The organism is Thermoclostridium stercorarium subsp. stercorarium DSM 8532, assembly GCF_000331995.1.
GTDB lineage: Bacteria > Bacillota > Clostridia > DSM-8532 > DSM-8532 > Thermoclostridium > Thermoclostridium stercorarium.
This window is the reverse complement of record NC_020134.1, coordinates 399172-419361: the sequence shown is the minus strand read 5'-3', so window position 1 is coordinate 419361 and position 20190 is coordinate 399172. Positions and strand designations below refer to the sequence as shown.

Annotated in this window: 12 protein-coding genes and 1 tRNA gene; 2 read left to right on the top strand and 11 right to left on the bottom strand. The window is 44.0% G+C overall.

Annotated features, from left to right (window positions below):
* Positions 1-33 precede the first annotated feature (33 nt).
* From CST_RS01775 to CST_RS01745, 8 genes are all read right to left on the bottom strand, one after another.
* Positions 34-465: a hypothetical protein gene (locus CST_RS01775; RefSeq protein ID WP_015358101.1), complete on the bottom strand. Its 432-nt coding sequence runs from the start codon at positions 463-465 to the stop codon at positions 34-36.
* A 301-nt stretch (positions 466-766) separates the two neighbouring features.
* Positions 767-3202, bottom strand: coding sequence for a glycoside hydrolase family 94 protein (locus CST_RS01770; RefSeq protein ID WP_015358099.1), 2436 nt, complete (start codon positions 3200-3202; stop codon positions 767-769).
* A gap of 68 nt (positions 3203-3270) precedes the next feature.
* Positions 3271-4350 carry a LacI family DNA-binding transcriptional regulator gene (locus CST_RS01765; protein WP_015358098.1) on the bottom strand — a complete coding sequence of 360 codons (1080 nt, stop codon included), beginning with the start codon at positions 4348-4350 and terminating at the stop codon, positions 3271-3273.
* Between the two features lie 158 nt (positions 4351-4508).
* A tRNA-Gly gene (locus CST_RS01760) sits at positions 4509-4582 on the bottom strand.
* A 147-nt stretch (positions 4583-4729) separates the two neighbouring features.
* Complete coding sequence (locus CST_RS13465) at positions 4730-4891, bottom strand: hypothetical protein (protein WP_169315995.1); 162 nt, start codon at positions 4889-4891, stop codon at positions 4730-4732.
* Between the two features lie 122 nt (positions 4892-5013).
* Positions 5014-5208 (bottom strand): DUF951 domain-containing protein, encoded by a 195-nt coding sequence (locus CST_RS01755; RefSeq protein WP_015358097.1) that lies wholly within the window; start codon positions 5206-5208, stop codon positions 5014-5016.
* A complete protein-coding gene (locus tag CST_RS01750; RefSeq protein ID WP_015358096.1) occupies positions 5198-5563 on the bottom strand; it encodes an STAS domain-containing protein in 366 nt (121 codons plus the stop codon). Before CST_RS01750 ends, CST_RS01755 begins: the two co-directional genes overlap by 11 nt.
* Positions 5564-5662: 99 nt before the next feature.
* Positions 5663-6943: an ATP-binding protein gene (locus CST_RS01745; RefSeq protein WP_015358095.1), complete on the bottom strand. Its 1281-nt coding sequence runs from the start codon at positions 6941-6943 to the stop codon at positions 5663-5665.
* Between the two features lie 224 nt (positions 6944-7167).
* Here CST_RS01745 and yfbR point away from each other — a divergent pair, with 224 nt between their 5' ends.
* Positions 7168-7770 (top strand): 5'-deoxynucleotidase, encoded by a 603-nt coding sequence (gene yfbR, locus CST_RS01740; protein WP_015358094.1) that lies wholly within the window; start codon positions 7168-7170, stop codon positions 7768-7770.
* Between the two features lie 9 nt (positions 7771-7779).
* Here the strand turns inward: yfbR and murA are convergent, their stop codons facing one another.
* The 3 genes from murA to CST_RS01725 all read right to left on the bottom strand — a co-directional run bounded on the left by murA (position 7780) and on the right by CST_RS01725 (position 18386).
* Entirely contained in the window at positions 7780-9036 is a 1257-nt protein-coding gene (gene murA, locus CST_RS01735; protein WP_015358093.1) for a UDP-N-acetylglucosamine 1-carboxyvinyltransferase, read from the bottom strand.
* A 347-nt stretch (positions 9037-9383) separates the two neighbouring features.
* Positions 9384-13340, bottom strand: coding sequence for a fibronectin type III domain-containing protein (locus CST_RS01730; protein ID WP_015358092.1), 3957 nt, complete (start codon positions 13338-13340; stop codon positions 9384-9386).
* Positions 13341-13355: 15 nt separating this feature from the next.
* Positions 13356-18386 (bottom strand): hypothetical protein, encoded by a 5031-nt coding sequence (locus CST_RS01725; protein ID WP_015358091.1) that lies wholly within the window; start codon positions 18384-18386, stop codon positions 13356-13358.
* A gap of 161 nt (positions 18387-18547) precedes the next feature.
* Here CST_RS01725 and CST_RS01720 point away from each other — a divergent pair, with 161 nt between their 5' ends.
* Positions 18548-20074, top strand: a complete 1527-nt coding sequence (locus CST_RS01720) for a LysM peptidoglycan-binding domain-containing protein (RefSeq protein WP_015358090.1) — start codon at positions 18548-18550, stop codon at positions 20072-20074.
* The last annotated feature ends 116 nt before the right edge of the window (positions 20075-20190 follow it).

The window sequence follows — 20190 nt, the reverse complement described above, 5'->3', positions numbered from 1 at the left end:
ATGAAAAAAAATAATAACTTCTTTCCGGCAAGATTAGAAAGTCAACCAGAAAGAAGTTATTTTAATTGCTATTGTATTATTCTCCTTAAAAGCGATCGTCAATGACAGAAAAACCGGGTCTTCTAATTTCTCGTGTTTTGAGTATTCTTTCATGTGATATTTTCTTACAGAATTAAGACCTAATTTTAAAATACATTCATTCCCGTTATTTTCCATGTCAATGGATCTTAAAAACGGGTTGACTTCAATATCCGGTGAAACTTCATTTGTATCAAATACCGCATTGCAATTGTCAAAAACAGTGATCCTCTGTTCTTTTTCCTTATCATATGATATATCCTCCGGCGGGATGGTTGCCTCTGCCGCAAGCAATTTAACATCAAAAACAATTTCAATGGAATCGGAATGTATCTTTATGTCTTTTATATCACTTGCGGCATCACCAAATTTAAAAGGACTCTTCACCCTTGTACCCTAGAATGTGTAATAATTATGCAGTTTGTTAAATTTGTTGCATAAAAACAGACAAAGCCAAAAACAAAAATTATTCACTTTTGCAACAATAAAATCCTCATAATTGAAGACACCACACCAAAATAATAGCCCTGTACCTTTCTTTAAATATAAAAAAACACCGGCAATAAGGCCGGTACTTCTTGATATGAACCATATCATATAAACTCATATCCCAACCTTTGCCTTGCAGAGGGGCTACAGGGGGATTTATAAAATAGTGAGGAGGATTAAATAAATTAAAACAGGATTGTCAGCCCATTATAACAATTACTTCATGTTCACTTCCTTTCGGCGATACCGGAAGAACTTGCCCTTCGATTTCCTTTCCGTCCATAATTACTTTCTTTACGCCTTTGCAGATATGTTCGGGATTTTCAACGCGAATCCTGTATTTTGAACCTCGGAATTCCCTTGTTACCGTAAAACCGTCCCAGGACGCCGGAATGCAAGGATCAACCATAAGCCCGTCATATACCGGTCTTACACCAAGAATATACTGGGTTATCGCAACAAAGTTCCACGCCGCGGTACCCGTAAGCCATGAATTCTTTGCCTCGCCGAAACGCACCGCGTCCCTGCCGGCAATCATCTGGGAATAAACATACGGCTCGGTTCTGTGAATATCGCTTATATCTTCAATATATGCAGGCGCGATTTTTGAATAGACTTCAAAAGCCCGGTCTCCTCGTCCGATTACCGTTTCGGCAATGGCGATCCAAGGATTGTTGTGGCAGAAAATCCCCGCATTTTCCTTGTACCCCGGCGGATAAGACGAAATCTCGCCCAAATTAAGGTAATACTCGGTATACGCTGGAGTATGCAGCACTATTCCGTACTTTGTATCCAGCCGTTTCATGACCGAATCCAGGGCTTTTTGTGCCAGGCCTTCTTTTACTCCAATCCCAGCCATCACGCAAATTCCCTGAGGTTCAATGAAGATTTGTCCCTCGCTGCATTCCTTGCTTCCTATTTTGTTTCCAAAATGGTCATATGCCCTTAAGAACCATTCTCCGTCATAACCATGGGTCAGCACGGCATTAACCATGTTTTGGATGTGTTTCTCAGCTTCAGCCGCCTCTTCAGAAAGCCCGCGCCTCTTGCACAGTTCAACATACTCAGGCCCGATCAGGACAAACATGCCTGCTATGAATACCGACTCGGCCACCCTTCCCTCAATTTGTCCGCAGGTCTGAAAGGATTCATCGGGCTGTGTTGAAAAGCAGTTCAGATTAAGGCAGTCGTTCCAGTCCGCCCGTCCTATGAGAGGTAATCCATGCGGGCCAAGGTTATTAACAACATGATAAAATGAACGCTTAAGATGTTCGAAAAGCGTATCCTTTTTGTTTTCATCGCAGTCAAAGGGCACCATTTCGTCCAGAATTCCAAAATCCCCTGTTTCTTTTATGTACTGCGCCGTAGCCAAAATCAGCCACAGCGGATCGTCATTGAAGCCACTGCCTATATCCGAATTGCCTTTTTTGGTGAGGGGCTGGTACTGATGATACGCACTCCCGTCCTCAAACTGTGTTGAAGCCAAATCAAGGATCCTCTGCCTTGCACGTTCGGGCACCTGATGTACAAAGCCCAAAAGATCCTGTGCGGAATCCCTGAAGCCCATTCCCCTACTGATGCCCGATTCAAAATACGACGCGCTTCTGGACATATTGAACGTAACCATGCACTGATACGGATTCCATATATTAACCATACGGTTGAGTTTCTCATCATGGCTTTCCAGCGCAAATTTGGAGCATAAATCCGCCCAGTAATCCTTAAGTTCCTGAAAAGCTTTTTCCACACAGGTGTCATCAATAAACTTTTGCTGCATTTCTCTGGCTCTTTTCTTGTTTATCACGCCTTTGCGTTCCCATTTTTCCTCAGGCGGATTTTCAACATACCCCAGAACGAAAATATAACTTCGCTTCTCGCCCGGTTTCAGCGACATTTTTATATAATGCGAAGCAATCGGGGACCAGCCGCTGGCTATTGAATTGGTTGGCTTTCCCGCCGCAACGTTTTTGGGAGAATCAAAACCGTTATAAAGACCCAGAAAAGATTCCCTGTCAGTGTCGAATCCGTCAATGGGGGAATTGACCCAGAAGAAAGCGTAATGATTTCTTCTTTCCCTGTACTCGGTTTTATGGTAAATAGCCGAACCTTCCACTTCAACCTCTCCGGTGCTGAAATTCCTTTGGAAATTTGTCATGTCATCCATCGCATTCCAAAGACAGAATTCCACGAAGGAAAACAGTGCTATCTCTTTTTCACTGCCGCTCTTATTGGTTATTACAACCTGATTTACTTCACCGTTATAGTTTAATGGGACAAAGGCCAGTTGACTTACCTCGACACCGTTTCTTTCGCCGGTAATGCGGGTGTAACCCAGCCCGTGACGGCACTCGTACCTGTCAAGCTCTCTTTTTACCGGCATCCAGCCCGGTGTCCAATAATCTCCGCTGTCGTATATGTAGAAATACCTTCCTCCGCTGTCTATGGGGACATTATTGTAACGGTACCTTGTTATGCGCCTTAGTCTCGCATCGCGGTAAAAGCAGTAGCCTCCCGACGTGTTTGAAATCAGCGAGAAAAAATCCTGGCAGCCAAGGTAGTTAATCCAAGGGTAAGGAGTGGCAGGTGTGGTAATTACATATTCCCTATTCACATCGTCAAAATAACCGAACTTCATTCAAAAACCCCCTTAAATATGTGAACGCGCGTTTATTTATCCCAACTGACAGCTCCGGCGACGATTTATTAAGCTGTAAAACTGTCGTTCGTTATACCCGCTCCGGAAACCGCCGTGCAGCTGTCCCGGACAATCAGTTCTGTTTCGAGGCTATGTATGCTTATATTGTCCGACGTCTCCCCGAGCATTTTTAAAACCTCTTCAACGGCTTTTCTGGCCATTGAGTACAACGGCACCCTGACTGTTGTAAGGGCGGGTTTCACCAGCGATGCAGGCATGATGTCATCAAACCCCGCAACCGAAATATCTTCAGGTATGCGTATTTTTTCATTCCTGAAAACTTCAATTGCAGACAGGGCCATGTCATCGTTGCAGCAGAAAAGCGCAGTGGGAAGTTTTCCGTGGTTAATCATTTTCATAACTTCATTCGCCGCTTCCTTTTTTATGAATTCTCCTTTCAGTACCCACTCTTTTCTCGTCTCAATGCCATGTTCGGCCAAAACTTTCAGGTATGTGTCATACCTGATTCTGCCCGAATAGGTATTCATTCTTCCGCTGAGTATGCCAATCTCTTTATGCCCAAGGCCGATAAGGTACTCAAGCATTTTACGCGTACCTTCATCATCGGTGGAATTTATAACGGCTACTTTTCCCTTTTTTATTTTCCGCACAATTTCTTCAGGGGAATAGTCAATAATTGAAAAAGGATATCCCATCGACGCCACCTGGGCTATCACGTCAATTTCCTTTTCAGTTCCTACCACAATTCCTGCATCAATTCTTCTCTCAAGAAAAGCCCGTTTTATTTTTTCGTAATCCTGTAATGAATATATGGAATTTACAAGAACATAAATGCCATTGGCGTTGGCATTGTCAATAACGGCGTCAACAAAGGGGGAGAAATAGTTGTTCCGGTAAACGCGGTTTATATTATCCTTTTCGGCAATACTTACTATGAAAAGACCAATTGTATCGGTCTTTTTACCCGCAAGAACCCTAGCGGAATTGTTCGGACGGAACTGATATCGTTCTATTACCTGCATCACCTTCCGGCGGGTTTCTTCGGGCACGTTTTTATAATTATTTATTACTCTGGAAACGGTGCTTCTGGACACACCGGCAAGCCTTGCAATATCTTCGCTTTTCATTCATAAATCACCGTGAACACGCGTTTATAACTTAATTATACATGTTTTTCCAAAAAAAATCAATAACAAAGAAATGCAGAAGGCAATTTTCCAGCAGAGGGGAAAAAAGGACAAAAAAAAACGCTTCTGGCGAGAAGCACTTTGCTTTTTGTATCAGTTGGAGCGGGTGATGGGAATCGAACCCACACACTCAGCTTGGGAAGCTGATATTCTACCACTAAATTACACCCGCATGAAACATTCTGCTATAATTTTAGCACAATCTTTCTTTGTTGGGAAGTACATAATAAAAATATTTTGTTATAAAATATCATTTTCGAAGAAGGGAAATTCTGTGTGGCAATCTGCGCCGCCAAAGCATATGCATATAAACGTCTTCTTACGTTTTATCGGTTAATTCAGATGAAAAATTAGCACTATTCATTTCTGCTGCTGCAGCCGTCTTCACTGTGTTGTACTTCTCTCGCTGAACCATGAACCAATGTCTAACCATATTTTCTTTTATCCAGTTCCAGGCTGAAGAGGGTGCATTCTTTATCAATCCGTGCTGCATAACATGCTGATTTAATTACATTTCTGGCATCAATTCAAAATTCCTGAATCCTTCAACATTTGTTCCACAGACAGATGAGCATTGACGTCTCCAAAGGAACTTTCCTGCCCTTAAGCATTATCAGTAATAACTTTCTTTATGCTTTTTTCGAACTTGCTTCGGGGTATCATAACCTGATGCCGGCAGCCCTGGCACTCAATGCGTATATCCGCTCCCGTCCGCACAACCTTCCACGTTTTGCTGCCACAGGGGTGGGGTTTCTTAAGCTCCACCAAATCGCCCAGTTTGAATGTTTTATTGTCCATAAAAACCTCCCTTTTCCCCGGTTATTTTTTTTATCGCCGTTTCCTCATCAGGATATGCTTCAATTAAGCCTGTCAGCCTGATAATATCAAACAATTTAAGAACTTCAGGCACCAAACTGCAGAATACAAGCCTGCCTCCGTTTTCCCTGAATTTTTTAAGACATTTTACAATCATCCCTATGCCGGTACTGTTTATATAACCTACTCCCGACATATTAAGAATTACTGTTAAATGGCTCTTTTCCTCCGCAAGCATATCGAAAAACTCCCTGCACTCATTTTCGGTACAAAGGAGTATCTGGCCCCATAGCGAATAAATAATAATATCACCGACTTTTTTTTCAATCACATCCATTATCCGTTTCCTCCCCAAGAAGCCTAATTTAATTGTTACCACTTTATAATACATATTTAACAAAATTTCAGCGCTTCCTGAGAAGGCCGATATAACTCCTTAATCCAATTCCAGTTCCATTTCTCCCTTCAGCCAGTCTATAAACTGTCTGGCAGTTCTCGGAGACATTCCGTTATACGCCAGTTCCCATTGCATGGCTTTCTGCTCAAGCAAAGCGGGATCAATTTTTATATCGCTCTCTTCAGCCATTTTATGCACTATCTGAAGATATTCCTTTTTGGCAGGGGATGTGAAAACAATTGTTATCCCGAATCTGTCAGCCAGCGAAAGCTTTTCCTGAATGGCGTCCCTGGCCCTTATTTCATCGTCTGAATTGTCAGAATAAAGTCCCTCCCTCTCGGAGAATTTTTCCTTAACTATGTGGCGACGGTTGGTTGTTGCATATAGCAGTATATTGTCCGGCCTGTGCTCAATCCCGCCTTCAAGAACGGCTTTAAGCGCGGTGTACTCGCTTTCAGCGCTGTCAAAGGCGAGATCGTCAATAAATAAAATGAATTTCAAACCGCGGCCCGAAAGCATTGAGGTGATTTTTGGCATATGCTCAAGATATCTTTTCGGAATTTCAACAAGCCTCAGCCCGTCCCTGCAAAATTCGTTTGCTATTGCCTTGACCATGGAGGATTTACCAGTGCCACGGTCGCCGTAAAACAGAATGTTATTTGCCGTCCTGCCGGCAAGGAATATCCTTGTATTTTTTACTGCCAGTCGCTTCTGGTTTTCCACAAAATAAAGCCTGTCAAGGGTTATCGGATCAGGGTTTTTTACAGGAACAAAGTTTTGCGTCGCACCGTCGTAAATAAAGAAATAATGACTGCAGAAAATGCCGGCGCCGTTTTTCCGATGCCATGAAATCCTTTCTTCGGCACTCCATCCGGCGTTCGGGCTGTCTTCAGCAATTGAATTCCAGTCAGGAAGCCCATCCGTTATCTGCTTTACCAGTGTGTTTCCGGAAAATTTTTCCCGGATTTTTTCCTTGATTTCAGCACAGCTAACTTCAGCAAGTCTTTTCAGTATTCTCAGTTCAACATCCGCCTGTTTCGCAATCGGGTCATTAATATTAATTCTCCCCTTCTCGCACGAAAGAGTAAAAATATTTTCGTCCCGGAGGGTGAGGTTTTCGACATGCTGGTAGAAGTTTGAACACCCGTTCCTGAGAAGATGGGCGTAAATACCGCAGTATACTTTAACAGTCTCTTCCGGTGTCACAGATTCACCGTTCAAAAGCCTTATAAGTTCCGCCAGCTTTTTAACCGCCGTATCTTCCGTAATATTTATATAGATGCTCAGGCTTGCGAGCTCCAAAAGAAGCTTATCGGTCACGATCTTGCTCTCCCCTTTTTGTATGAATTAATGATTATTTTGAATAATTATAACATTTAATAAGATGAAATTCATTATCCGTCAGAGATTAACACGCCTTGTCCGGAATTAAAAACGCTTCTTTTTCTGGCGAAATTACATATAAATCCCCGTGTTTGTCATTCTTGAAAAGGTTATTCACATCGGATATAATAGAACATAAGTTCTTTTATCCCTTTTAGCTGATGAAGGAGGAAGATTTTTTGAATAAAATACATAATTTTTTTGCATTTCTTTCCAGGATGAAACATATTACAAGATGGGGACTTATGCGGAACACCGACGTGGAAAACATTCAGGAGCACAGTCTTCAGGTGGCAATGATCGCCCACGGGCTTGCAGTTATAAGCAATGTGTTTTTCGGAAAAAACGTTAATGCCGAGCGGGTCGCAGTCTGGGCCATTTTTCATGACTGTAATGAAACTCTCACAGGTGACATGCCCACCCCTATCAAATATTTCAATCCCTCCATTCAAAAAGCCTACAAGGATCTGGAAAAGGTTTCGAAGGAAAAATTGCTTTCCATGCTGCCTGAGGAAATGGTTCCTGTTTACAGGGATATACTTTTTTATGATGAATCCTCTTACGAGGGAAAAATTGTAAAGGCCGCAGACAGGATTTGTGCATATATCAAATGCATAGAGGAAGAAAAAGCGGGAAACATGGAATTTAAAAAAGCCGCAGAAACAACGCTGAAAAAAATAAAAGAAATGAATATGCCCGAAATCGAATATTTTTTCAAATACTTCATTCCGGGCTTCAGGCTTACTCTTGACGAGCTAAACTGAATACGTATGTCACACCCTTACAATCCTCGCCCCGAGCGCTCTCAATTTCTGTTCCATCGCCTCGTAGCCACGATCGACATGATGAATTTCACTTATTTCGGTTCTGTCCTTTGCACATAATCCGGCAAGTACCAGCGCCGCTCCGGCTCTCAGATCGGTGGCCCGTACCTGAGCACCCATCAGCTGGACTCCGCCTTCGATTATTGCCGTTCTGCCGTCTATTTTTATTCTCGCGCCCATTCTTTTTAGCTCATTTATGTGCATAAAACGGTTTTCAAAAATGGTTTCAACAACCATACTTGTCCCTTCAGCCTGGCTTAAAAAAGCCGTCATCTGAGCCTGCATATCGGTAGGGAAACCGGGATACGGATGAGTTTTGACGTCCACTGCTTTGGGACGCCTGACAGCTCTCACATTTATTCTGTTAAATTCCTCGGTTATCTCGACGCCTGCCTCGCGCAGCTTAGCGATAACCGGTTTCAGATGATCGGCCATTGTGTTTTCAATGTTAACCTCACCGCCGGTCATTGCGGCAGCAAGCATATATGTGCCCGCTTCAATTCTGTCGGGAATGACCATGTGTTCGGTGGGGTGCAGTTTATCAGTCCCTATTACGCGTATTGTATCGGTTCCTGCTCCGGTTACATTTGCTCCCATTGAAACCAGCATTGTCGCAAGATCCACAATTTCAGGCTCGCTGGCCGCGTTTTCTATCACCGTCTGGCCTTTTGCAAGAACCGCCGCCATAAGTATGTTTTCAGTCGCCCCAACGCTTGGAAAGTCAAGATAAATTCTTGCGCCTGTAAGCCTTCCGTTAACACGGGCTTCCACATAACCATGGCCTGTGGTAATGGTTGCGCCAAGCGCTGAAAAACCTTTCAAGTGCAGATCAACAGGCCTGCTTCCTATGGCGCATCCACCCGGAAGAGGTACCCTCGCGCGGCCTTTTCGTGCCAGCAGCGGGCCCATAACAAGAAACGAAGCACGCATTGTATTGACAAGCTCGTAGGGTGCTGTATCTTCAATAACCGACGTGGTTTCGATGGTTATTTCCCTTTTTTCAACGTTAAAATTGACCCTGGCCCCCAAAGATGCCAAAAGATTACACATCGTATGTACGTCTTCAAGGTTCGGGACATCCTTCAATACAGTTTTACCATCTGTTAACAGGCATGCCGCCAAAGCCGGAAGTATGGCATTCTTCGCTCCGCTTATCCGAACCGTACCTTTAAGGGGTATACCACCGTCAATTAAAAAAACGCTCATCCTCAGTCTCTCCTTCTATGTCTTATGTAAAAATATCTCAGGTGCGGTGGCGGATTAATCATGTTCAAAATTATTATGTTCAATTTTAAACTCCATTATTAAGCCGCTTTCTACCGGATTATCCTTATAAATAATTGACAATTCAATCATATTTTAAACCTAAATCGCCAAAAAGGAAAGTCTGGCAACTTATGTAAACAAATAAGCTGCCAAACTTCTACCTTTCCAAAGCCATTAATATTATACTATAAATGACAACAAATGCATCATTAATTTCCTGTATCATTTTCCAGATTTTTTCATTAAATTACAAGCCAAAATTCCTTCCTTGCGGCTGTTGACAAAATTCAAATCTCTCCGGCGTAAACAAGAATTCTTTCAATTATTCTCAACAGTTCCCGCAACGTAATTGTACTACCGGGTTTCATTTCATTTACATAACCGTCCAGCAGGCCGTTGGAAACTGCAAAGGCGACCGCTTCTTTAAACGGCTCCTGTACCGAATTCATGAAAGCGTTGTATTCCGGAGAGACTGAGTATCCGGATATATTAATTCCGGTCTTTCTGCGCAGCACCATAACCGCCGCATAAATGGCCTGATCGGTTCTCAGCGGCTGCGTACCAGAGTTTATATACTGCGAATGCAAAAGCCCGGCCCTTACGGCTTTTTCAGTTATATTCGCATTTCCGTAATCATAAGGAATAACGTCAAACAAATATTTCATGCCTTCATTAATCGTAAGCTTCTTTGAGTAATCAATGTTGCGCCCTGAAAGCGAAGGCATTTCGTATTTTGACGTTATATTCCGGATTACGGCATCAAGGCCGGAATCACCGGAACTGACGTTCCGAACGGTATAGGCCGTTGTTACTGCAATGGCTCCGCTTTTTTCAGGGTAAACCATAATTTTCTGTTCTTCCGGAGAATATAAATTTTTTACGGCATACCATTTTCCGTCGTCAAAGTCATAAAACCGGGTATCCGAACCTTCCGCCTTTTCAGGCTCAAGCGAAAACGCCACCCTTACAGGGCGAGCAAAATCACCTATCGGGTAGAAGCTCTCGTCCAGCCCTGCGGTTACGCTAATCCCGGTAACAGGAATTACAAACTGCCTGTTATCTTCAGGCCTAAACCCGGACTCCGGCGTTCTTACATCAATTCTTACCGTTACATCACTGAAATTCTGCTTCAGCCTGAAATACGTGTCTTTCAGAAAACTTCCGGGAATAACAGTTATTTCGGCGCCGGGTGTCTTAATTACAAGGTTTTGCATAACCCCGGACAAAGTTTCAACCACTTCGCCGCCCAGCTCAACACGTATAATTTTGGTATTTGGCGGCGGGTTAGTAAGGTCTATTGAAAATGTATGAACATTCATGTTCCTTATTTTTTCAGAAAGCCTGTGAGCATTTACTCCCAGCACCCTTGCGGTCCATACGCCGTCAACTGCCACTCCGTCTATTTCCACCATGTCGCCTGTAATCTCGTCATATGGGGGCACATCCGCGTCATACTCAGATCTTCCCTTGCGGGTTATAACCGTAACTACTGCCGTGGGTTCCGATCTCAGGCCTGTTTCTTCACTGTACGAATACAGCCTTGCGTAATATGCAAAATTGGATCTCAGCCCTGTCACCCTGTATTCGGAAGCATCGACAACATATTCAGTGGACTCTGAAAAATCGGCGTTTTCAGATATTTCCAGAATGAATACCACATTTTCATCGGGTATCCATTCATAGAATATGCTGTTTTCGGTTATGGCATCCGGAGTATTCTTTATTCCAAACCCTCTCGGCCTTGGCGGAGGACTGTAGGGTTCGGTCTTAACCACAAGGGTTTTGCTCCATTCCGAAGTCACACCTCCGTATTCGGTTGGAGATACCGCCTGTATCCAGAAATAATAAACGGTATTGGCTTTAAGCTTTTCCACCCTCAAATACGGCTGGTTTTTCAGCTGCTCATAGGTTACGGTTATTGTGGTGTTCCCCGAATCATTCACATTGTCCACCGTACCATACCGGATATTATAGCTGTAGCCCTCTCGGTAGGTCCAGTAAAGATCTACATAAGTATCCCCGGCTATGCCCTTTAAATCGGTGGGAACTGTCGGATACTCGATAACCGACGGATATTCGGGCAGAGTAGTCACAACAATCGGATCCGACGGGTCTGATTCCACGCCGCCGTCGGTATTATAAACGGTAATCCAAATCAAATAAGTCTTATTCGGGTCAAGCCCGTTCGCATCAAAATAGAATACCGTGTTTTCACCCGGATTGAAATCAGGTATTATGGCAGGTGAAACAGCCTTTTGCAAATCAAGGACATAATTTTTGCTCAGATCATTATAGGAGATATAATCCCTGCCGGTAATATTCTTTACGTTCTCAAGGGCCGTGGCATACTCAACACAATGAATTCTTATTTCCCAGCCCGCATTGTAATTTATTTCCCGCACCGGCTTCTTGTCGGGATCATCGTCAGAAAGATTACTGTTTGCCTCATATTCCTCATATGTGTATGAATTATTCCTGTTGTAAAACCCGTCGGTCTTCTTTCCTTCGGGATCGTCCCTGCGAATAACATACAGCCATTTTCCAAGTTCTTTGTTGTACATTTCCTTCCACGTCTTTTCCATCTGCAGGGAAACACTGTTCGTGCCTATTGCGTCGCCGGGTTTTAACCTGAAGGGCGGAGAAGGCGGCGCCAAAGGTTTTTCGGCCGCTTTGTCAGGTTTTGTAATTATCGCCTTTATGGCAGGCTTTGATTCAAACGGCATTGAAACCATATATTCGCCGTCTTTGCTTTCCACAAGAAAATTCTTTTTGGCGACCAGTACGGCGTAATATGTCGTATTGGGCTTAAGGTTGGTAATTGTATAGCGATAGCCGATTACCCTTCCTGTGTTCAGCTCTTTGACCCTGTTCTGTTCACCAATGATAATGTTCGACGCTATTCTTTTAGTGATGGGCGGCAGTACGTCCAAATCCACATCGTTTATGCTTTCGCATAAATACAGATCATAATAGACGTCAGCGTCAATGCCGCCTTCGCCGGAAACAGGAGGAAGCCACAGCAGTGTTGCGCTGGTTTCGGTTAAAAGATCATCAAAATACAGGGGCTCAGGATCGGCATTGTCAAACCTATCCACAAATTCCGGGCTTACAGGATATTCCGGCACCTGGGTCTTTAAGGAAATCTTCGTGGAGGAATAAAAAGGCACATATGTACCGTCGGGCCTGTAAGCGTCAGCTTCTATTTTGTATTTATATTTATCAACGTCTTCAGGCCTTATTTTCACTTCTATGCGGTCGTTGTCCTCCACCACCGCAAAAAGTGTTTCATTTCCGTTTTCATCATACCGGTACAACTTATACTGCACCTTTGTAAACGTGACGTTTCCGATGGAACCTTTAACAATCGGGTCCCAGAGCAGCATCCATCTCAGCCACTTTACGCCGTCGCCGTCGATGGTTTCGCCCAGATACTGGGCTTTCAGAACAATTTCGGTTTTAACCCTTACAACCGGCAGTTCATCGACAGGCGTTACAGCCACATCCGAATCCACAAGGGGTATAATTTTTATGGAATATTCTCTTCCCGGCAGCGCTCCTGTATAAATATACTCCAGTTTCCCTCCCGAAACCGTGACCTTGCTTCTTTCGGTTCCTATATCAGCCCCGATGATATCGGGTATTGCCGGGGGCTGAGTAAAGTTTGTCGTATCGGAGATTAATATTCTGTAATCTATTCTGCCGTCGGTATCCCATACATCGTCCCATACTATTCTTATATCATTTGTTCCCGGAATAACTTCAGCACCGAACTCAAGTCCGGTAAGAAATTTAACCCGGTTAGACTTTCCTGACGTAAATGTATACTCCTCATACTGGCCGTAAGTGTATCTGGACTTTCCGTAAAATTCATAAATGGTACCATGTTCAAGATCAATTCCATATCTGACGGGATTGAAGTTTTTGGCGCTTTCAGCCAGGGTAAACTGGATTACGTCCTCCAACAGCTTCCCCGTTCCCCGCTCGACCTTGTTAAAATAAAAAACCTGTGACTTACTTCTTGCAATATCAGCAGGAAAACTCGGCGAATCCCACGCAAATTCCACAAACCAGTTCTGCTTTGCGGTATCCTCATAGCCAATATCCGACACTCTTACATTCTGAGGCGGCGTGGACGGCAATGCCTGCTGGGCATACGCCAAATCCACCACAAAAGCCGCAACCATGGTTATTATGATAAGCCATACAATTATACGCGCCGCAACCACTTTAGCCCGTTTTCTCATGATGTTCACCTTCCGTTACCATTCACCCAGAATTTTCAGCACTGTAACCACTGCGTTCAACAGATCTTCTACAGTCGCTTTTTTGTCAGCGTTATATGAATAATCGGATTCAAGTTCGGTAATACCCAAATCCAGTGCTATTACAACCCTGTTGTAAATAGCATCGGGGATTTTGTCGGCATTTTTAATGTACATATATGACGAAGGCTTCATTGTCTTTGACGGCACTCCGGTCTTGAATGCGTAAATTTCCACTGCCAGCGAATCCGCCTGGCCCTTGTTTATATCCCTGTTCACCGATGAAACGGGAATAATATCCCCTATTCCATAATAATTTATTTTTCCCGCGACTGAAAGTCCTTTCACCAATCCTGACGTTTCAGTCACTATCTCAAAGAGTTTAACAGCATTTTCCCCCGTAACAAAATCTCCCGGATAAAGAGTTCTTCCGAATACGCTCACCAAATCGTATTTCTTGCTTAGCCTGTCCAGGTTGGGATCAACATAACCGCCGGTTTCGTGTACGTAAATCTGTGGCTTGCTTAAAACCGTATATTCACCGGCTGTTTTTGCGGTTACAAGCAGATACGGATACAGCCAGCCCTTGATACCCGACGGTTCCACCCATGCCTTCTGACCGTGGGGCAGTACATATGGCTCAACCAGGTTATCCGAACCGCTGTGGAGAATCTTCAGTTTAACTCCCCCTGTAAGTTCGGAAAGCTCGTTTCTCTTTATTATGGAAGCCGAAAATCCCCTTCCTCCGTCAAGAATATCCTTAATGTATGACGACAGTTCCGCTTCCACGTTTTCTATGGCAAGCTCCACCACTTTTTCCAAATCGCTGTAGCTTTTGTACGTCAGCGTGCTTTTATTTTCAAGAAGCCTGTTGAGTTCCCTGTCAAGGATACCGTATTTAAACGGCCCTGACGCATTCGGGTTCTTCAGGATGTCATAAATAATACTGTTAATCTCCAAATAGGTTCTTCTCATGTTCAGAGAATTAAAGCCGATATCAAAAACCTTTGAAACATACGAATAAGTCGGATCAGGGGACACCGATCCCGCTGATTTTCTTTCCACGGTTATTTCAAGCATTGTTTCCTTCACACCGGTTACCCCTGTATTTTTATTCAGGATATCCGGGTTTATTGAGTCCGCAGTAAGGGCCAGTTCTCCGCCGAAGAGTTTAACGGTCAGGCGGCTGTTTGTCCTCTGCAGCGTTTCGATTATTTCCATCGGGACTATAATTATATCCTTATTTACGTCGGTTTTTTCCTTTGAAATGTCAACGGTAACTCCCGAATATCCCGATGCCTTTAAAAGGTTTGAAATCATCGCGCCCTTGAGAAGCACTCTGTTATAAGTCTTATTTCCCTCGTCAACGGTGAAATAAAGCTTTTTGGTAAGCTCGTCTGCCTTTGATTCAAATATGTCCTTTATTTCGTCCTGCTTATGCTCGTCATCGTAATCCTTCTGGCTGAAGTCGGTGCGCACTTTAACAGGACCGACGTGGTTTGAATCTTCCACGTTTCTCGCCCAAACTTTAATATAGTACCATGTGTTCGATAAGAGCGGTTTTCTTACATATGTCCCGTCGCTTTTTTTCTGCCTTGCCTGATATATTTTGGCATAATACATGTACTTGTCGCTTTCCTTGTCTTCTACGTATGCTGCCGTTTTTTCCCTGTAGAATTCAATTCTCGTACCGTCTTTCAGGGTATATCCGTAATCGCTGTCCTCTTCGTCCTTATCATATTCCAGCGTCACATAATCATCATAATCATCGGTTCTCAGTTCTATGAAATATTCATAAAGCGGTTCGCCTTCAAAACGTATTTCAATCTCGTTCAGCGTATTTCTTGTTTTCATTTGTATTGGCGAACTGTAATCTGTGCCCCATTTTTTGTCATCGCTGTCGTACCAGTAGGTGTCATCGCCGTCCTTATAAAACGGCAGTATGTCATACCATGTATCCGGCTCGAGATCATAAATTCTGAAATAATATGTTGTTCCGTCCCTTACAACCGAATATTTTGAGCGGGGCAGTTCCACATACGAATATTCGGGCTGATCCGCCTTTTTCAGCATTACCCTGAGATTCTCCGCCGGAATTCCTCCTGTCAGTTTTATATTAAAACCAAGCTGGACATCTGCCACGGCTTCAAGGAATTTGGGCGCGGACACCATTTTGGTGGTAACCGGTATGCTTACCCATTTGCTGTATGCGGCATTTTCAGTACCTCTGTTGCGAACTGCCCTGATGCTGAAATAATAAAGGCGGTTAGGCTTTAAGAACGGAAGGTTCACAGGGAAACGAACCCACCGATCATTGTTTTCGTTATAGGTGAAACCCAATTCGTACAGTTTTGTATTCAGCACGTCTATATTCAATTCAGTGTCATTGCTGTTGGTTTTATAGTTCTTATATACAACCAGAAACCCCGGATTTTTTTCGTCGCCCACATGATATTCGTCGTTGATATAGTCCTCCAGTGTGGCGTCGGGACTTAATCTCTTCGTGGTGCAAACTATTTCGTAAGTTACGTCCTGCTCGGCATGCAGCCAGGTGAGAACAACCTTGGAATCGGTAAGTTCCAGTTCACCCTGTTCATTTGTAGCTATGGAAAATTCAACGGGCGTTCTGGGCAGACGTACAAGATCGTCCATGCTTCCCGAATCGGTTTTTGGCGTTGTAATTGATTTGGCAGGGGTTGCCTCGCCCATCAGGAAATCATCGTCAACATTGACATACAGTATGGCCCTCATTTTGAAATAATATGTCATATTGGGCTTAAGCGCCGTTCCGTCAGGGTATTGGGTTACCATTGCGGATAAAACCGTATTCGGATTATTATCGGGGTATGTGGATACAATTTCATCCACGAGGGCAAAGCTGTCCGGATCGTTACTGTCCGCCATATACAGTTCATACTTTATCCTTCTTCCCTCGGCTACATCCGTGTATTTTGCCCAGTCTTCGTTACCGAGTATCTTTGAAAAACTTACCCTTATTCCGTTAAAAACAGGCTTACCCGTTTCAGGATCTATTTCATCCTTCGGATCCAGTTCCAGAGTAAAATTCGGAACGGGTATGGGCATATCGCGGGTAGGATAGGTTGTAAAACTTACCACCGGGGATATGTAGGATATAATTTCACTCAAATCCGCCATATTCCCGTCAACCCATCTTACTGCGCCGTCATCCTTGCTCCATGTGGTAAACATTCTTAAATAATATTTTGTATTGGGTACGAGAAAATCCGGATAACCCTTATCATTTTCAAAATCCAGCCCAAAGTCGGTGAACAGTCTGTTTCTTTTTACATTCCCGTTTTGATCGGTTTCAATTCCGCCAATCTCGAAATAAAGCCTTCCTGTACTTTCATCTTCTTTAATCTGGTCCCTCGTGATTACCGCCACCCTTTTTTCCTTAACGGGTAAGTTAACCGTGACTTCGGGCTCACCTATTTTTTTCGTTTCGCTTTCCTTTACATTGTCGGACAGGTATGTGCTTAAAAGAACATGGAAAGAAAGACTACTGTTTTCGTCCATACTGTCCCAGAAAAGCGGCTTTTCAAACGAAACTCTTATCTTTGTAAGCGGAATCTTGACCTCTGTGCCGTTAACATTCACTTTCTGCTTTCCCTGGTATATCGGCTGTACTTCAATCTCCCTCGGGACGGGCGGTTTTCCAGTATCCTGATCCAGCTTGCTTAAATCAATGGCCAGTGAACCGAGGGGAGTTTTGGAATCGCCGTCGGTTACAACCACTCTGTAATAATATTGAGGATGTTCGCCGTTTTCATTCAGCGGCACTTCAATTATTATGCTGCCCCAGCCGACACTGTCGGGAATGCTGGCGTCGGGCATTTTTATCCCGCCGCTCAGGCTGGACTGGCCTTCAAGGAAATCGGAGACCGCGCCTGCTTCCTGAACCTGATAATACAAATTAGGATAATTCTTGTTTTTTATCTTTTTTATTCTTACTTCAATTTTATCAATGTCCACCTTATAAACTTCAAAACGCATCGGCGTAAATATGGAGTCCAGGGTGAGATTCTGGAAAACTATATCCCTGTTTACGACTGAAAAACCCTGTCCGGCACCGTAACCGTTAAGAAGCCTCGTTGAAAGAACCTGCTGATCCTTGTCTTTATCCCAGAAAAACAGGCGAATATCCACATTGGCATACTCGGTTCCCGCCTCTATGCCGTCCGACTGATCCAGAACAATGGAGACAAACCCGTCTTTATCCGTTACGGCACCGTCGGCCCCAAAACCCGAGACCTCATCACCCGTTTCTTTTACAATTATCTTGCCGTTCTCCAAGGCGGTCCGGTAATTTTTCGGTGTCACTCTGTCGGTTATTTCGTTCATACGGATATGAAAATAACAGTAATCAATAGTATTCGCGCTTCCCGGTTCCAGAATGCCGTATTCACCGGCCTGCAGCTCAGTAATTCTGACAATGCCCTTTCCTGCATAGTAAATTGTGGGAACTTTCCATCTCAGCGTTATTTGCGGTTTGTGCCCGCTAAATATTTTCGTAACGGGTTCATCGGGTCCGGTACTGTTTGTGTCATAGCTGTTGTCCAGAATTCCGCCCCTGTCGTTAAAGGACGTACCTTCAAAGGTTATATCGGCCAGGAAGAAAACGGTATCCTGTAAAACCAGTTCGTTGAACTTGTTTCTGAAACGCACGGTATCATTTCCATAAGTGAATTTAAAGGTAAAATCATATATATGATCGGGGAGAAGGGAAAGGCTCACCACATTCTTCCCTGATGTTACACTGCCGTCCATTTCAACCAATTTTACGCCGTTAGGACTGTTTTCGTCCGGCTCATGGTATGTTAAAAAATAATGATCGGTACCGTCAATTGCCGTCCATGAAATATCCCATCTTCCTGTGGACGAATTATATGTAATCGTCGGGTTAAATACTTCATTTGCAGCAAAGGAAGGTTCAAGCAAAGGCGATATTATTCCGATGAAGATTGCCAAAACGATAGTCAAAGCGGTAAACCTTTTTAAGTATTTCACCAAATCACACCTCACAGAAATAGTTTAAAACGGTTATATCTCAGTATTAATATCGACATTGCGTATTACGATTTTTAATACATTAAAAACCTCTTTCATCACATGCCGGCAGATTAAACATATACTGGTTATTAAAGAAATTCAGATATCGGGTGTTTTATATGTGGTATACCGTTGTTGCCGGAGACAGTCTCTATCAAATAGCCAGGCGTTTCGGAACAACCGTTGAAACCCTCGTCGAGGCTAATAAACTCCAGAGCACCGACCTGAATATCGGACAGGGTATTTATATCCCACCCGTTCCCGGGAGGGCATTTCAGTACACCGTCCGGGCCGGTGATACGCTTTACGGCCTTGCCCGCCTTTTTGGTACAACAATTCAGGCCCTCGCCGAGCTGAACGGGATCGAAAACACCACCATCTATGCGGGACAAAGGATATTAATACCTTTTTACACCGAAGTGATAGTCAATACACCAATGGCAAACGTAAGAAACGGGCCGGGCACAAATTTTGCGTCGGTTGCGGTTATGCAGCAGGGAGCACGCCTTCCTGTGGTTGGTTACAGGAACGGGTGGTATCAGGTAGGGCTTTTCAACGGCACTTTCGGCTGGATTTCGGAAGACATAGTAACTTTGGATGCGCATGACAGCATAAGGCCGGTTCAGCCCATTATAGGTTTTTACACCCTGGCCGAAGGACCGGGGCTTCCCGGATCGTACACGTCTTTTGCAGACAATGTTTCCCAATTGTCGGGTGTTTATCTTTTCTTTTATCAGATAAGCCGGAATGATCCGACCCAGATTGACAGATTTTTTCAGTTCACCGATCAGGATATCCGCGTAATTGTGGCGGTAGCCCACAGAAACAATATAAAGGTTCTTCCGGTGGTTCACAACCTGCTTTACCGCCCAGGCGGAACGGCGCTGGCAAGGGATCTTGTGCGGCAGCTGGTTTCGTCACCGCAAAACCGGCGTGCCTTTGCGCAAAATCTGGTACAACTTGTGGAACGGTATAACTTTGACGGCGTAAACATAGATATAGAAGATGCCTACACCGAAGACAGCGAAAACCTGGCCCAACTGTATGTGGATATTGCCGAAGCCTTCAGGCCGCACGGTTATTTTCTGTCCGCTTCTGTACCGGCAAGGATTAGTGATGAGCCTTTCAATCCGTTTTCAGATCCCTTTGACTATGCAACTATAGGAAGTGCCGTGGACGAGTTCATTGTGATGCTTTACAACGAATACGGATGGCCTGGAAGCCCTCCCGGCCCGCCGGTTTCGATCCCTTGGATGAGAAGGGTTCTGAATTACACCAAAACAAAAATGCCATGGTATAAAATTGCCGCTGCGGTTTCGGTATTCGGCTTTGATTTCAATTTAACCACAAACACAAGCTCTTATGTCTCCTTTGACAGGGCAATTCAGCTTGCCGAGCAATATGGCGCGACGATCCAGTTTGATATGAACCGTCAGACGCCATGGTTCTCGTATACCGATGGCCAGGGACAGCAACATCAGGTATGGTTTGAAAACACCGACAGCATCAGGGCCAAAGTCCAGACGGCATGGAACATGGGAATTAACGGAATTGCCTTATGGAGGCTGGGTATGGAAGACCCGGGTATATGGGATATGCTTGCAAATGAGACAGTAGTGAAGAAAATAATTGAAAATTTCAGGTAGAGGCCGTTAAAATGCGGCCTTTATTGCTATCTTCCGCGTACAGTCTGCCGGAGTCAGACAATATACATACGAATATACGATAGGCGTGTTTTTTATGATATAATAACTTTTGGTTA